The organism is Rossellomorea sp. QJM3NY_18 (assembly GCF_056173145.1).
Map to the genome: position 1 here is coordinate 1,418,953 of NZ_CM149659.1, position 15,039 is coordinate 1,433,991.

Annotated in this window: 15 protein-coding genes; 9 read left to right on the forward strand and 6 right to left on the reverse strand. The window is 44.3% G+C overall.

Annotated elements, in window-relative coordinates; all coding sequences use genetic code 11:
• Positions 1-633 precede the first annotated feature (633 nt).
• Positions 634-1,191 (reverse strand): helix-turn-helix domain-containing protein, encoded by a 558-nt coding sequence (locus AC0VXY_RS07335; RefSeq protein ID WP_475527425.1) that lies wholly within the window; start codon positions 1,189-1,191, stop codon positions 634-636.
• A gap of 103 nt (positions 1,192-1,294) precedes the next feature.
• Between AC0VXY_RS07335 and AC0VXY_RS07340 the strand changes: the two genes are divergently transcribed.
• From AC0VXY_RS07340 to AC0VXY_RS07350, 3 genes are all read left to right on the forward strand, one after another.
• Entirely contained in the window at positions 1,295-2,014 is a 720-nt protein-coding gene (locus tag AC0VXY_RS07340; protein ID WP_475527426.1) for an AzlC family ABC transporter permease, read from the forward strand.
• On the forward strand, positions 2,011-2,322 hold the full coding sequence (locus AC0VXY_RS07345) for an AzlD domain-containing protein (RefSeq protein WP_435991990.1): 312 nt from the start codon (positions 2,011-2,013) through the stop codon (positions 2,320-2,322). The genes AC0VXY_RS07340 and AC0VXY_RS07345 overlap by 4 nt, the downstream gene beginning before the upstream one ends.
• A 273-nt stretch (positions 2,323-2,595) precedes the next feature.
• Positions 2,596-3,867, forward strand: a complete 1,272-nt coding sequence (locus AC0VXY_RS07350; RefSeq protein ID WP_435991988.1) for a M48 family metallopeptidase — start codon at positions 2,596-2,598, stop codon at positions 3,865-3,867.
• A gap of 24 nt (positions 3,868-3,891) precedes the next feature.
• On the opposite strand, the gene AC0VXY_RS07355 is transcribed toward AC0VXY_RS07350, so the two are convergent.
• On the reverse strand, positions 3,892-4,557 hold the full coding sequence (locus tag AC0VXY_RS07355) for a DUF421 domain-containing protein (protein ID WP_435991986.1): 666 nt from the start codon (positions 4,555-4,557) through the stop codon (positions 3,892-3,894).
• A 135-nt stretch (positions 4,558-4,692) separates the two neighbouring features.
• Positions 4,693-4,929, reverse strand: coding sequence for an IDEAL domain-containing protein (locus tag AC0VXY_RS07360; RefSeq protein WP_435991984.1), 237 nt, complete (start codon positions 4,927-4,929; stop codon positions 4,693-4,695).
• A 196-nt stretch (positions 4,930-5,125) separates the two neighbouring features.
• On the opposite strand from AC0VXY_RS07360, the gene AC0VXY_RS07365 reads away from it, so the two are divergent.
• Entirely contained in the window at positions 5,126-5,695 is a 570-nt protein-coding gene (locus AC0VXY_RS07365) for a competence protein ComK (RefSeq protein WP_435991982.1), read from the forward strand.
• A gap of 8 nt (positions 5,696-5,703) precedes the next feature.
• Here the strand turns inward: AC0VXY_RS07365 and AC0VXY_RS07370 are convergent, their stop codons facing one another.
• Positions 5,704-6,093, reverse strand: coding sequence for a YhjD family protein (locus AC0VXY_RS07370; RefSeq protein ID WP_435991981.1), 390 nt, complete (start codon positions 6,091-6,093; stop codon positions 5,704-5,706).
• Between the two features lie 205 nt (positions 6,094-6,298).
• Between AC0VXY_RS07370 and AC0VXY_RS07375 the strand changes: the two genes are divergently transcribed.
• From AC0VXY_RS07375 to lepB, 3 genes are all read left to right on the forward strand, one after another.
• Complete coding sequence (locus AC0VXY_RS07375) at positions 6,299-8,269, forward strand: S9 family peptidase (protein WP_475527427.1); 1,971 nt, start codon at positions 6,299-6,301, stop codon at positions 8,267-8,269.
• A gap of 283 nt (positions 8,270-8,552) precedes the next feature.
• Positions 8,553-9,194, forward strand: coding sequence for a TVP38/TMEM64 family protein (locus tag AC0VXY_RS07380; protein WP_435991977.1), 642 nt, complete (start codon positions 8,553-8,555; stop codon positions 9,192-9,194).
• A complete protein-coding gene (gene lepB, locus AC0VXY_RS07385) occupies positions 9,191-9,751 on the forward strand; it encodes a signal peptidase I (protein WP_435991975.1) in 561 nt (186 codons plus the stop codon). The genes AC0VXY_RS07380 and lepB overlap by 4 nt, the downstream gene beginning before the upstream one ends.
• An 89-nt stretch (positions 9,752-9,840) precedes the next feature.
• Here the strand turns inward: lepB and AC0VXY_RS07390 are convergent, their stop codons facing one another.
• The gene (locus AC0VXY_RS07390) at positions 9,841-11,355 is read right to left on the reverse strand and encodes an HD domain-containing phosphohydrolase (protein ID WP_435991973.1); all 1,515 of its coding nucleotides are present in this window, start codon (positions 11,353-11,355) and stop codon (positions 9,841-9,843) included.
• 334 nt (positions 11,356-11,689) lie between these two features.
• On the opposite strand from AC0VXY_RS07390, the gene AC0VXY_RS07395 reads away from it, so the two are divergent.
• Both AC0VXY_RS07395 and AC0VXY_RS07400 read left to right on the forward strand, forming a co-directional pair.
• The gene (locus AC0VXY_RS07395; protein ID WP_475527835.1) at positions 11,690-12,784 is read left to right on the forward strand and encodes an endonuclease; all 1,095 of its coding nucleotides are present in this window, start codon (positions 11,690-11,692) and stop codon (positions 12,782-12,784) included.
• A gap of 173 nt (positions 12,785-12,957) precedes the next feature.
• Positions 12,958-13,497 (forward strand): GNAT family N-acetyltransferase, encoded by a 540-nt coding sequence (locus AC0VXY_RS07400; protein ID WP_475527836.1) that lies wholly within the window; start codon positions 12,958-12,960, stop codon positions 13,495-13,497.
• 236 nt (positions 13,498-13,733) lie between these two features.
• Here the strand turns inward: AC0VXY_RS07400 and AC0VXY_RS07405 are convergent, their stop codons facing one another.
• On the reverse strand, positions 13,734-14,891 hold the full coding sequence (locus AC0VXY_RS07405; protein ID WP_475527428.1) for an MFS transporter: 1,158 nt from the start codon (positions 14,889-14,891) through the stop codon (positions 13,734-13,736).
• Positions 14,892-15,039 lie beyond the last annotated feature (148 nt).

Sequence of the window (15,039 nt, forward strand, 5' to 3'; positions counted from 1 at the left end):
TTTTTATTGAATGTAAGTGGTTGATTTCCGCTGCAGGTGCTCGCTTTCCGCGGGGCGTGAGTTGAGCCTCCTCAGGCATTTGCCCTGCGGGGTCTCAACTTTCCCGCTATTCCCGTCGGAGTCGAGCACCTTCCGCTCCAATCAACTTCCAAGCGTAAGTGTTTCACTATCACTTTGTAATGTCGAGATCGCTTCACCTATTGCATACATCAACTGTGATTTTATTAATCATTCGCATCTGTTTAGAAAGAGTATTTGTATAAGTAACGGTTAAGGTCACTGCGAATGATTCATTCTGCTTCGACACACCCCAAATGATTGAAAATTAGAAAACTACAGTCTGTATACGAATAACACCTATCTTGGTGAATGACCCTTTTGTTAACATTGCTAAAGCACATTCAATATATATAGTAGGATCTAGCTTTTGATTGGAGTGCAAGACGAAGACTCCTACGGGAAAAGCGGAATAGGTGAGACCCCGCAGGAGCGAAAAGCGACGAGGAGGCTCGCCTTCCGCCCGAGGAAAGCGAAGTCTTGCACGGAAATCAAAAGCGGTTTAGCAAGCAATCCTAACTGAATTTATGATTGTTCGCCTTTAGGAGAAATGGATTTAGTTATGTCCCAGCCTCTTTACTCTTCCCCGTAATAGATGACCATTTGGCAGACAGCTACTTGATTCGACTCATTGGAGTATGCATGACCGGAGTCAGCGGCAAATCGAATCGAACTTCCTGCCGTCAAATCATACTTTTCCTCTGCAATCTTCAGGGAAACCTCTCCTGAGAGGACCGTGATGTATTCCTCCACACCCTTCGTATGTCCGTCGTTCCGATAGGTACAACCCGGTTTCATTTCCACACGATAGCTTTCCCACTTCTTTAAGGGGTCAAAAGGGAAGATGGGATAAACAATGTAGTTGCCATCGTCTTCAAGCACAGGCTGAACGTCTTCAAAATGAATGATGGACACCTGGTTGCTCGGCTTTTCGATAAGGGAAGAAAAGGATACCTTCAAGCCATTGGCTATCTTCCACAGAATGGCAACGGTAGGATTCGAATCACCCCGTTCAATCTGACCTATCATCGCCTTGCTGACCCCTGTCCGTTCAGCCATTTGTTCAAGGCTGAACCCCCGTTCTCTCCGGATCTTTCTGATATTATCACCAATTTGTATCGGGAAATTTTCCATGAATTAAACTCCTCTTGTTTATTATAACGTCTATATGTATAATATAATAAATTATCGAAAAATTAAAACAGTGAGTAATACTTATTATAAAGGATGTGAGGGGATGGAAGCACTTCTTTCTACGAAAAAAGTGAGCGATTTTCGCTATGGCCTGCAGGGTGGCGTCAGCATTGCCATTGGATATATGCCTGTGGCCCTGACGTTTGGACTGTTGGCACGTACTACCGGGCTTACAGTGACGGAGACGATCTTGATGAGCATGCTCGTGTTCGCGGGGGCCGCTCAATATATATCCTTGAGTCTGATTGCGGTTGGTACCGGGATTATTGAAATCATCCTTACAACGTTCATTGTAAACATCCGTCACTTTCTGATGTCTGCATCGTTAAGTGAGAAGCTTGAAGAAGACCGTTTGTTTAAAAAGCTTTTTTATGCGTTTGGTATTACGGATGAAACCTTCACGGTCATCAGTGTTAAAGAGGGGAAAGTAAAGCCGGGGTTTGTCGTTGGGGTCATCCTCATTTCATATGGAAGCTGGGTCGTGAACTCCGGGGTGGGATATTTTATCGGAGAAGTCCTCCCCGGGTTCCTCCAGGCCAGTATGACCATTGCTTTGTATGCCATGTTTGTCGGGCTTCTCGTTCCTTCTATGAAAAAGAGCGTAAAGGTCACATTTTTAGCCGTGGTGGCTGGTGCTTTAAATAGTACCCTTTTGTTTACCACAAACCTTTCAAACGGCTGGTCGATTGTCGCCGCTACGATTGCTTCTGCCGTGATTGTAGAGGCAGTCGTCATGCTAAAAGTGAGGGGAGAAACCAAATGAATCCTGCGATTGTGTGGATGATTATTGGAATGGCCGTAGTTACCTACATACCTAGAATGCTCCCTTTCCTTGTATTTAAGGGAAAGGAGCTTCCTCCTTTTATTCAAGGGGTGCTGAAGAATGTTCCTTTTGCTGTATTGGGAGCGTTGATATTCCCGAGCATTCTTTTGATACAGGAAGGGAACCTCCTGTTTGGAGCTGTGGGGACGGTAGCTGCCTTTGCCATTGCGTTCTTGGGAGCCAACGTGATCCTTGTGGTGATCGGGGCGATTTTCGTTTTGTCTTTGTATACAGTCTTCATAATGTAGAAGGTTATTGGTCACGGAATCGTGGCTTTTTTTTATTGAGCATAGGCGTCGTTGTGGAATGGCAGATAAATTATGAAAAGGGCAGATAAAATTTTATTCTGGCAGATATAATGAAGATATGGCGGATATGTGGCACGTAAATCACCAGAACAAGCAGGTATACGATTTTCCCTGCATGAACGGCACCATTTCACTCACCGTCCGTGTTTAGGTTCTAAAACTTTGGACAGGGTATTACATATAAGTAATGAGAACGTGAAGGGAGGAAGTATGTTGGCTAGAAAATGGGCGTTTAGATCGATATTGGCTTATTTGCTATTAGGCTTATTTTTATATGTGTATTTATTTTTCCTGGCGGATTCCACTTTACCTGAAATGTATAAGGGAAGCAGTGCGGACCCGGCCACCTTTATGAATAATAAAGAAATTCTGTTGAGTGAGGACTTTTCAAAAATCAAGAATCTTTTGTTCTTCTTATCCACTCCGTATGAATGGTTATTCTATTTCTTGATCCTGATTTTCGGTGTATCACGTGTGTTTGAGAAATGGGCAAGGGGAACGGTGAAGAACGGGTTCCTTCAAACGGCCATTTTCTTATTCTGGTTATCGATCACTTCGTTTGTAGCGATTTTCCCCCTGCAGTATATTTCTTATAAGATTTCAAAAAGCTACCACATTTCCACTCAAACGTTTTCCATGTGGATGAAGGACGAAATTACGGATTTCTGGGTGAATTATCTGCTCATGTTCATCATCGTCTCGGTCCTGTATGCCTTGATGAAACGTTTTAAACAGCGCTGGTGGCTGGCGGCCTGGGCTTTGTCTGTTCCATTCACGATTTTCATGATGTTTGTACAGCCTGTACTGATAGATCCCCTCTATAATGATTTCTATCCATTGAAGGATAAAGCATTGGAGGATCAGATCCTATCCCTGGCCGACAGGGCGGATATCCCTGCAGACCACGTATTTGAAGTCGATATGTCTGAGAAGACCAATTCCCTTAACGCGTACGTCACCGGAGTGGGATCCAATTCCAGGATCGTCTTATGGGACACAACCCTTGAAAAGCTGACAGACAAGGAAATCCTCTTTGTCATGGCCCACGAAATGGCTCATTACGTGGAAAAGCACATCTATATCGGGATCGGGATCTATCTCGTTTTGTCCTTCTTCGGACTGTTCCTGACGGCTAAGCTGATGAGGGGTATCGTGGCCAATCACAGTGATGATTTGAAAGTATCGAGAGTCTCGAATTTGAGCTCCCTTCCATTATTCTTAATGATCACATCCATGCTGTTGTTTACGATCAGTCCACTCAGCAACTGGATTTCCAGGTATCAGGAAACGAGGGCGGACCGCTACGCCATTGAAATGACTGGTGATAAGGAATCGGCCATCTCGTCCTTCCAGAAATTATCGAAGGTGGGGTTATCCCAAGTGAATCCGCCGCTTTTGGTGAAGATCTTCCGTTACGGACACCCTACCATGCTTGAGCGCTTGTCGATGCTTGAAGAATATGAGGCGGAAAAGAAAAAAGAGTAAAGATAAAAAGGCCTGGTTACTCACCTAGGCCTTTTCTCTTTTGCTGATGACAAGGTTCTTTGCTTTTTCCGTCATGTAGGCGAAGATGACATCTTTGTGATGCAGGTTGGAGTTGGTGAGTTGAGTTTCCAGCCAATCCTTAGATTTCCCCAGGAGTCTCAAATTCCGGGTTTGGATCTTACCGTCCACTATGACTGAAATCGGCAGACCTTCGTCGTCGATCTTTAACTTGAGATGTTCCACGGTAACCGGAGTGTTTTCTACCTTGGGAATGATACTCACTTCACCGATCGGCTCAAGCATCGCATAGTCCACATCAGAAATTTTGGGGTACCCTTGAGATCTGAGGATGGACGTTAATTGAATGAGTGAGATTTTTGATTTTTCCAGGTTATCTTCTAATATTTCCCCATTTTTTATTAACAATGTCGGCTCTCCCAGGAAGAATCTGTTTCCCCATTGACTTAACGTAAGGAATGAAAACAGCACATGGAGCCCTACAAGAAAGATGAGGGCTGTGATGGTCGGCCAGAATTTTGTTGAAATCAATGGCTCAGATGCAATGGTCCCGACGATGATGATGGCCACCAGGTCATAAGGGGTCATCTGGACGATCGTAGACTTACCCATCAGCCTCATAGCCGCTATGGTGATCAAGTAAAGGACCAAAACTTTTATCAGTAGGATCATGATGATTCGCTCCATCGTGTATAGATTTTCCATTAGGATTAGCTAATGGGGAGGAAGTCATGCACTGAAGGTACCGAAGGCCCGTCCAATTAAAAGGGAATGGCTGACTCAGATGGAGTCAGCCATTTAGTATGATTAACCGTAACTAACGTTCAATTCATTCAATTCCTTTGATAATTTCATGAATAGCACTTTATCCTTAGTATCCAGGGCGGCATCAATGTCAATTAGGAGTTTGGATTTCCGGGTCATTAAAATACTTTCATGCAGGACCATATCGATATATATTTCCATTACGCTTCTTTCAGTGGCTTTCTTCCGGGTCATGGCAGCGGCTTTCATCATTTCTGTATAGGACTTTTTGCTTTCCATATACGTCACCCCTGAATTCTTTTTACTAGTATATGGGGTAAGTAATAAAAATTCAACCAAAAAATTAAATATTCTGATAATTTTTTGTTCATAAATCAGTAGAGGGAGATAAATATCAGAATTTTTAAAAATATGAGAGACAACCCTCGGAATTTATGGTATTATTTTGGTGAAAAATGTAAATGGAGGCGATGAAATGAGAGAAAAATCTCGAATTATAGAAGAATATGAAGTAAATCCCCATACGATGATCCTTCAGCCTATGGAATATGGCGCCAGGACATTCACGAAAATAATAGAGGTGGATGACGTATTGATTTCTCCGTTCAAACCCTTTGAAATTCTGAAGAAAAGTTGTGAATTCTTTGGCTGTTCTTATGAAGGCAGGAAAGAAGGTACGAAAAAACTTACGGGTATCATCTACAAAGCCCCCATCATGGTCAACCCTGATATGTTCATTTATCTATTCCCGACATCCTCTCCAGTGAAGCAGGAATGTGCCTGGATCTCCCACTCCCATGTTCGGGGATATGAACGGTTGACAAATGGATCAACACGAATCTTCCTACAAAACAATGAATCCTGCACGGTTCCCATTTCTTACAGTTCTTTTGAAAATCAAATGCTCCGCACCTCGGATTTACGCATTGCCTATACACAGCGGATCGCCGAAATGGAAAGTAAATATAATACGAAAGTCCAGACTGAAATGCATAATGTAAAGACGTTCTATTTGAATCGACATATCCACAAAACCGATGCGTGAGCAGAGTATCACGCTTCTTTTGTTGTATCGGTCTTTGATTCCGTGAAACGGCGAAACAAATAATGTCTCATTAAATCCTCCACCCGGTTCCGAAGGCGTGGATTGAAGTAATTATGATGCTCTTCATATCCCTTATACAAAAACATATACATCGTAAAAGCATCATCCGATTGAATCCGTTCCACCTTCATCTTATTCGTCCTCATATACTTTTTAACATGGGCCAGTTCTCCCTGTATGACCTTCATCGTCTCCTCGATCATCTCTAAATACGGTCTCTTTAATTTAAATGGGCTGCTGTCGACGATTTGCAGGTCGCGATTCAATATCGTCAGCACCATGGGCAGATAGATTGCCTGCTCCAAAATATTCCGATCGGTCTCCGGTATCCTTGTCATATGAAAAGACTCCTTTTCACTTTGATATAGAACGTGTGTTCGTGTTTAATATTTTACGTTGATTTCAATTTACTTTCAATAGGGAAAATTGTAGAATTTGAATTTGTTTCTATTATGAAGGGGATCGCAGGTTTTTATCCGTGGAGGATTCGTATTTTCAGTGTCGAAAATATAACAGTACAGAATGAAAGGAAGGTGCCATAGTATGAAGAAAAGCATGAGCATAAAAGACCTTTACGAATTAAAGGCTGTATCGGATCCAACGCTCTCACCGGGTGGGGAAGAAGCTGTATATATTCAAACGGTGATGTGTAAAGAAAAAGATGAATATTTCTCAACCTTACATAGTATCGGCCTAAAAGAAAAATCCATTCGTCAATGGACGTTTGGGGAACAGAGAATTTCGTCACCAAGGTGGTCACCTGATGGAAGGAGGATTGCTTTCATCTCCAACCGGTCCGGTGTCAATCAGCTTTATCTCATCAGTCGGGATGGAGGAGAAGCAGAGCGAGTCACGGACTGTCCGCATGCGGTCTCGAATCCTGTGTGGTCTCCATGCGGTGAAAAGATTGCCTTATCCATTCGCTTAGATAAAGGCGGAACGTTCGATCATAAAGAAGAAAAAGAGAAAAAACCAAAGCCGTTTGTTACAACAAGCATGAAATATAAAAGTGATGATCGCGGCTTCCATGATAATTCATATTCACAGATAGCATGTGTGGATATAGGAACGAAGGAAATGAAAAGGCTCACGAATGATGAGCATGACTACACGCTTCATTCCTGGTCCCCTGACGGAAGGTACCTTGCCGTATCGACAGACAGGAAAGAAGACAGGGACTTTTCATTCCAGTCCGATCTATATCTTTTTCACCTTGAAACGGGAGTGCTTAAACAAGTGAACGGAGAGCCGGGATACTACGGAGAAGCAAGCTGGTCCCCGGATGGCATGCGCCTGGCCTATATTGGCCATAATCGTGAATTTGAAAACGCAACTCATAATAAGATATGGATTCACGAACTTAAGACCGGGCACAGCATTTGCCTGACCGAAGGGATGGATGTTCCGGTAGGGGATCATCTTAACAGCGACAGCCTCCAAGGCTCGTCGCGGACGGGGATACAATGGTCAAAGGACAATGAAAGTTTTTATTTTCTGGCATCGGACTCGGGAAATACGGTTCTCTATTATGCTCACATCGAGGGGGCCATTTATCCTGCACTCTTACAGGAAGAGCAGCATATATACGGATTCGACCTGGATTCGGACCGCCAAACCATCCTGTTGGCCATGAGCAGACCGACAGAGCCCGGAGAATTGTATACACTGCATGTCCCGACCGGAGAACTGACCACCATCACCCGTTTAAACGGGGACCTGCGTGCCGCGAGGGAACTGTCCTCTCCGGAATCGTTCATGTACAACGGGGCAAAAGATTGGCCGGTACAAGGCTGGATCATGAAACCTGCGGGGTTTGAGGAAGGAAAGAAGTATCCACTTATCGTCGAAATCCATGGCGGTCCGCACACGATGTACGGAAACACATTCTTTCATGAGTTCCAGGTGCTGACAAACTGTGGATATGCTGTCTTATACGTCAATCCCCGTGGAAGTCACGGCTACGGTCAGGAGTTCGTCGATGCCGTAAGGGGTGATTATGGCGGCGGGGATTACGAAGATATCATGAAGGCAGTGGACTATGCACTGAAGGAATTTCCGTTCATTGATGAATCCCGCCTTGGCGTAACCGGTGGAAGCTATGGAGGCTTCATGACCAATTGGATCCTCGGTCACAGCGACAGGTTCAAAGCGGGCGCGACCCAGCGATCGATCAGTAACTGGATCAGCTTTTATGGAGTCAGCGACATCGGCTACTATTTCTCCGAGTGGCAGATCCAAAGCGACCTTGGGGACGTTGAAACTCTGTGGAAGCACTCTCCCCTCGCCTACGTGAAGGATATGAACACTCCTCTATTGATCCTTCACGGTGAAAATGATTACCGCTGTCCGATCGAGCAGGCAGAACAATTATTCATCGCATTAAAGCGACAGAATAAAGAGGTGAAGTTCGTCCGCTTCCCGGAATCCAACCACAACCTCTCCCGTACAGGAAAGCCATCCATGCGGGAAGCCCGTTTACAGGAAATCGTGGACTGGTTCGGGGAGCATTTATAGAGGATTGGGAGAACTGTCATTCCAGTGGGGATGGCAGTTTTTTTGAGGGAATCGGAGTAGGAGAAGGGGAATGACCACCTTTAGACGTTCGGCAGATTCTCATAGGCCCGTCCCGAAAAAATTACCCTTCCGCATGAGGTTTACAATCCCCCGCTTTAGGAAAACGTGTATTAATAAAAACGACGCGTGAAATTGAAATATGGAAATCCTGTTCCGGTGTGATATGATGGGAGAGTAAGTAGTGAAAGCGAAGTTCATGGTCGTTTAAGGGGAAACATATAATATGGATATCAATAAGATAAAAGATTGGTTTACGCTTGAAAATATGATGGATTTGATTCAGCAATATCGTTCATTTGGACCGATTCCCGGAATCCTCCTTCCATTGCTGGAGGCATTTCTTCCGTTCTTGCCCCTGGTGGTGTTTGTGACGGCCAATGCGAATGCTTTCGGTTTATGGTGGGGCTTTTTGTTCTCGTGGATCGGTGCTACGCTTGGTGCACTGATTGTCTTTCTATTGGTGAGGAGATACGGGGAGGCACGGGTCTTTCGCTTCTTAAGAAAGAATAAGCAAGTGAGTCGATTGACGAAATGGGTAGACAGGCATGGGTTTGGACCGCTGTTCATCCTTTTATGTTTCCCATTTACTCCGTCTGCGGTTGTAAATGTGGTGGCAGGATTATCCTCCATCAGCATCGCTCAATATATGCTGGCGGTGGTGACAGGGAAAATGGTGATGATATTCACCATAAGTTTTATAGGATATGATATTATATCATTAGTTAAACAACCAATTCGTACAGTAATCGTTGTGGCTATTATTCTTGTGTTATGGTTTGTCGGAAAAAGAATTGAGATACATCTGAATAAGAAAATGGAATTAGACCAACGAATAGAACGGAAAAAGCAGGAGGAATCAAATTGAGAGAAGAGGTAAAAAGAGAAGGACTTGAATGGATCAAAGCCTTGGGAATTGGATTAATCATATTCATCATCATTCGGACCTTTCTCTTCTCCAACTATGTGGTGGAAGGCGAATCCATGATGCCTACACTGCAGGATGGAAATAAACTTGTTGTCAATAAAATCGGCTATCATATAGGAGAATTGGACCGCTTTGATGTAGTGGTGTTCCATGCAAATGAAGAAGAAGATTATGTGAAGAGGGTCATTGGTTTGCCTGGTGATAAAATCGTGTACAAAGATGACAAACTTTACGTGAATGGGGAGTATTATCCCGAACCCTATTTAGAGAAATTCAAGCAGGAGTACATCGGGAGTAAGCTGACGGGTGACTTTACCTTGCAGGAAATCACAGGTGAAAAAACAGTTCCTAAAGGTAAGATATTCGTTCTCGGGGATAATCGCCGGGGAAGTATGGATAGTCGCTATTTCGGATTTGTCGACCGTGAGCAGATTGTCGGGAAAGTGGACCTTCGCTATTGGCCGATCAATGAATGGGATGTACAGTTTAAAAAATAGAACGACCAAGAAGGCGACTTGTAAGAGGGGCGCCTTCTTTTTTTAAAAATTAATGTTTGAAACGAATCCCCGGTGTGGGATGAAGGTGTTCATCCTGTCTGCCTTGTATCCCCGGACCCCTTTTCCATCGTCTTCAAAAAGGCCTCCACAAACTCCTTGTCCCACTGTGTCCCTTTTCCTTCCTGCAGGATGGAGAATGCCTTCCCATAAGGCATCCCTTTACGATAAGGGCGGTCAGATGTCATGGCGTCAAATGCATCGGCGACAGCGATCAACCGTCCGAATACGGGTATCTCGTCTCCTTTTAATCGATCTGGGTAACCGAAACCATCCATACGCTCGTGGTGATGCTTAATCCCGGGTAAGATGGGCAGGAGTTCTTCCGTCAACTGAACCCCTCTAACAATTTCTTCACCGATTACAGGGTGACGCTTGATTTGATCAAACTCTTCATCTGTCAATTTACCTTCTTTTAAAAGCACATCATCGCGAATCCCGATCTTTCCGATGTCATGAAGGAGGGCCGCCTTATTGAGTAAATCGATCTCCTCTAGAGACCATTTACACTGTCTGGCAATCATTACGGAATATTCCGCCACTCGCTTGCTATGGCCGGCAGTATAAGGGTCGCGGGCATCCAATGTGCCTGCCACCACTGCGAAAAACTGGTCTAGGAGCTGCACGTTTTTCTGATCCCGGAGATTGATGGCTTCTACCATATGGTTAAATCCCGAAAAGAGGTGGGAGAACTCGTCTGTATACGTATTTATAGCAGGTGAAACATGACCCAGTTCCACTTTTTCAAAACGGTTGACCAATTCTTTTACTGGTCCTTCAATGCTTTTGAAAATAAGGATCGCCCCATAGAAGGCGAGTACCGTGATAATAAGGATCAAGGCACCCGCCCATTTCCAGTAGTCAACTAGAAGAGCTGAGTCCGTGATGGATAAGCGAATCTGTGAGGCAAGTGAAAACAGCAGAATCGGAAACAGGGCAAGAAATAACGAAGCAGCCAGGATCTTTTGTTTTAAACTGATAAATAGAGTGGACTGCTTTGAGGGATCGACTCCATACCTTTCCATCGTTTTCCTGATCAGATCTCCCTGGAGCTTGTGACAAGCTTTGAAGGTTAAGAAAAATTCAATCAACGCATGAAGGATCGCCACTAAAAATGCACCACACCAGGCGTAAAGAATGTAAGAGTATGGAATGGAAAGAAAGCCTCCCCGGATGAAGACCACTGTCAGCAAGGTTGACGGAACGGCAAGTCCCAGAAAATGGGGAAACATGATCCGTTTAACCGTTAACAGCGGGAACCTTTCTGTCTGGTGATAGGCGGTTAGGAGAAGATCCAATCTAATGGTCGGATCCGTCTTATGGTAAACGTCTTTAATTGGACGAATATGCTCCTGGTATACGAGAAATTCAAAACCGAACATCGTGACAATCGAAAGAAAGATGATGCTTCCCATGGCAATGAATTCGTCTTCCTTAAGGGACAGGGTTTGGAAAATGAACACAGACCCGACACCGAACACTGCTATAAAACTGCCTAAAAGATAATTTTTGATGATGGTACGCTGAAAATGCTGAAATATCTCCAAGGATGAATCCCCCAATTTCACTAACATTTAGTAGATTCATTATATAGGAAAAGGGGATGGGGGAACATGATAGTTTTAAAGATTTGTTTGAGAGGGGGCACTTTTTACGTTGGTGAAATGTACCAAAATCACCATTTGATCTTTGTGAAATAAGACTCATTTTCCCTTATTTACACAAAATTTACCCTATTATGACAATTGGTGTTGTACGCTAAATGAGTAATGTATTCAAAGGAGGAGAAGCAATTTGAAGTCCATACACAAAAAAGTCATCGGTATTTTTGCCCTTGTATTTATTTTTACGATTGCGTGCAGTCAAGTATCACCGAGTCAAATGAGTGCTGCTGGAAATGGGACGTGGAATTCCCCTTATACGGTGGATCAAGCCATCTCAAACCAAAATGGATCTATTCAGTCCGTTGAAGGATATGTGGTCGGGCAGCCGATCTCGGGCTCATCAGTTGTCACAAATAATTTTCCGAATGATTATGCATTGGCATTAGCGGCTTCACCATCAGAGGCCAATACGGATCAGATGATATATGTCCAAATCCCATCTTCATACCGGTCAAGCTTTGGCCTCCAAAGTAACCCGGGATTAATGGGTGAAAAAATCAAGGTGACTGGCAGCTTGACGGCCTATTTTTCCCACCCGGGAGTGAAGTCGACATCGGCGTTTGAATCGTTGGAAGGCGGGGAAACAGACCCGGCCGACCCTCCATCCGATCCGACCGATCCACCAACTTATGAAGAATATTACAACACGGCTGAAGGAAAGACGGGCGATGCCCTGAAAACTGAGCTGCATAACATTATCGATGATCATCAAACCCTTTCTTACGATGCTGTATGGGGTGCGCTGCGCAATACGGATGAAGATCCGAATAATTCGAATAACGTCATTCTCCTCTACTCTGGCCGCTCACAATCGAAAACGACAAACGGCGGAGGGGTGAACGACTGGAACCGTGAACACGTGTGGGCTAAATCCCATGGTGATTTCGGAACGGCACAGGGACCGGGGACGGACCTTCATCATTTAAGGCCCACGGATGTTACGGTCAACTCTACAAGAGGAAACCTTGACTTCGATAATGGTGGAAACGAGCAGAGTGAAGCCCCGGGCAACTATTATGATAGCGATTCATGGGAGCCTCGTGATGAAGTGAAAGGCGACGTGGCCCGAATGATTTTCTACATGGATGTTCGCTATGAAGGGGACAGCGGGGAAGTAGATTTGGAATTGAACAATAACGTCAACAACGGAAGTGCCCCTTATATGGGGAAAATGTCCGTACTTCTCGAATGGAACGAAGAAGATCCCGTTGATGAAAGGGAAGTCCGCAGAAATAATATTATATTTGAACAGTATCAAGGAAATCGAAATCCATTCATTGATCACCCCGAGTGGGCAGAAATGATCTGGTGAAGAAATTGGGCCTGGAGTCTTCCGGGTCTTTTTTTAGAGGAAGAAGAATCACTTTGTAAAAGAATTACCGAAAACCAATGTGGGTAAAGTCAACAAACAGGCGTTGACAAACCTTATGCAGGGTCAATAAAGGAAAACAAAGGAATATCTCGAATACATATATCGAGGTGAAAATGATGAAACGGTTATTATCCGGTACAAGAATATATCTATCAGGCTTTCAGGAAGAAGACGTTTCGGCAATAAGGGAATGGAATCAAAATGAAGAAGTGCAAAGACTATTGGATGCCCTCCCCCATAAACCGAAATCAGAAGAAGAAATCAAGAAATGGATGGGTAATCCGGGTGACAATGCCTATCGTTTTGCGGTCCGCCTGAAGGATGACGCCAGAATCATCGGATTTGTTGAATTGGACGGAATTCTTTGGAGCCATCGTGTGGGATGGGTCTCGATTTCCATCGGTGACGAACAGTCATGGGGGAATGGATACGGCAGGGAAGCCATGCAGTGTCTCCTTGCATATGCCTTTCATGAGTTGAATTTACATCGTCTTCAGTTAACGGTATTTTCGTATAATGAGAGAGCGATCCGTTTATATGAATCACTGGGGTTCACGAAAGAAGGAAGCTTCCGTCAGTTCCTGCAAAGAGACGGGAATCGATATGACATGATATTGTATGGAATATTAGTGGATGAATGGAAAGAAGGATGAGGGTGTCCTTCTTTTTTTAGAGGGGAGAGGCTGAGCGCGGGGAGTGAGCGCTCAGTCAATTTCCTTGATTTGTTAAATGACGCGATCACCATCCAGAATGACGCAATAAATGAAAAAACGACGCAATCCCTTCCAAAACGACGCAATTAAGCCCGGAATGTCAATTTCCCTGCCACAAACCCTCTCCAATTCGAGCTCCACACCTCGAATCTACAGGAAAGAAGGGAAATCGAGAGCTAATCCCCCGTCCCCCATCTCTTCCGCCCCGCATATAACAAGCCTCCCATCCATGCATGAAATAAAAAGCATCCCACTAACAGAAACAGCGATTGTACGTAAGTAAGGTGCATGATGATTAACGGTGCCACACTGGTCCCTCCTAACAATAGGAAAGAGTAGAGACTGAGTGCCTGGCTTCGTCCATTGCCGCTCATATTTCCGATCAACGTGATGACGGTCGGAATCAACAAAGAGATGGCCGAGACAAATAGAATGGAAGAAAGAATGATGATGAAGGGTTCGTGACCATATGCATATATGAAAGCAGCTACCAAACTGATCATTGATAGAACGACTCCGATAAACAGAGTTTTGTAGATTCCGAGTGCCTCCATAAGACGGCCGGTGAAAAGGGATAAGCCGGCTCCGATCAAACCTACTGCCCTGGTGAGGAAAAGCAGTCCGGGATCTTCTGAGATGTAGCGGGTCAAACTGTCATAATAGGCGATGAATGTAGCGAGAAGGGTAAAGACGATTCCGTAACAGTAAAGAATTTCTTTTCTCTTAAGCAGCTTCACGATGGTGGCAAATTGTTGTGAGGGTGAAACAGATACAACGTTTGTAGGTGGAAGCGTTTGGTTTCCGATTAAAAAAAGGGAAGCGTATACCATCGCGAAAAAGAAGAATACTGCAGCCCAGCCAAAGAAGCGTGTGATTCCTTCACTTAGCAACTGACCGAGGATACCGGCAAAGAGAAAGCCTGAATTGATGAAGGCCAGAAGCAGGGTCCGATGCTTTCCTGTAAACAAATCATACGTATAGGCAAAAGCGACAGGTGCAAAGCTCCCCAGACAGAACCCCTGCAATCCCCTCGTAATAAATAAACTCCAAAAGTCGTCTGATAGCCCGACAAGCCCCGAAGAAAAGGCAGATGCAAGCATCCCCCAGACGAGGATCCTTTTTTTGCCGAAGTGGTCTGCGGCGTTGGCAAAGGTCAATAAACCGCATGCGTAGAAAAAGATGAATGAAGTTCCGGCCAGGACGACTTCACTTTGTGGAATGGAAAGAGAGGCAGCGATGCTTCCATAAATGGGGATGAATGTGTAAATATTACAAGCTACCATCACGGCCATCCCAATCAGGACAGCAGCGATTCTGTGGAAATTTTGATTCATGATGATTTCACCTGCCTATCTTTACTGTATGCAGATGATCCAAATATTTTCAATCAAAATTGAGACGGGAAAGATTTGTGGTTGTGTACTATAATGAACCTATACAAAAATTCATAAACCCTCTTGGTTAGAATAGATAGAGTATTAG

Bases quoted from the DNA above. Each gene is read 5' to 3' on its own strand.
- AC0VXY_RS07400 (WP_475527836.1), top strand. From the start codon at position 12,958: ATGATGAAACGGTTATTATCCGGTACAAGAATATATCTATCAGGCTTT.
- AC0VXY_RS07355 (WP_435991986.1), bottom strand. From the start codon at position 4,557: ATGATCCTACTGATAAAAGTTTTGGTCCTTTACTTGATCACCATAGCG.
- AC0VXY_RS07360 (WP_435991984.1), bottom strand. From the start codon at position 4,929: ATGGAAAGCAAAAAGTCCTATACAGAAATGATGAAAGCCGCTGCCATG.
- AC0VXY_RS07395 (WP_475527835.1), top strand. From the start codon at position 11,690: ATGAGTGCTGCTGGAAATGGGACGTGGAATTCCCCTTATACGGTGGAT.
- AC0VXY_RS07345 (WP_435991990.1), top strand. From the start codon at position 2,011: ATGAATCCTGCGATTGTGTGGATGATTATTGGAATGGCCGTAGTTACC.
- AC0VXY_RS07365 (WP_435991982.1), top strand. From the start codon at position 5,126: ATGAGAGAAAAATCTCGAATTATAGAAGAATATGAAGTAAATCCCCAT.
- AC0VXY_RS07335 (WP_475527425.1), bottom strand. From the start codon at position 1,191: ATGGAAAATTTCCCGATACAAATTGGTGATAATATCAGAAAGATCCGG.
- AC0VXY_RS07375 (WP_475527427.1), top strand. From the start codon at position 6,299: ATGAAGAAAAGCATGAGCATAAAAGACCTTTACGAATTAAAGGCTGTA.
- AC0VXY_RS07405 (WP_475527428.1), bottom strand. From the start codon at position 14,891: ATGAATCAAAATTTCCACAGAATCGCTGCTGTCCTGATTGGGATGGCC.
- AC0VXY_RS07380 (WP_435991977.1), top strand. From the start codon at position 8,553: ATGGATATCAATAAGATAAAAGATTGGTTTACGCTTGAAAATATGATG.
- AC0VXY_RS07370 (WP_435991981.1), bottom strand. From the start codon at position 6,093: ATGACAAGGATACCGGAGACCGATCGGAATATTTTGGAGCAGGCAATC.
- AC0VXY_RS07340 (WP_475527426.1), top strand. From the start codon at position 1,295: ATGGAAGCACTTCTTTCTACGAAAAAAGTGAGCGATTTTCGCTATGGC.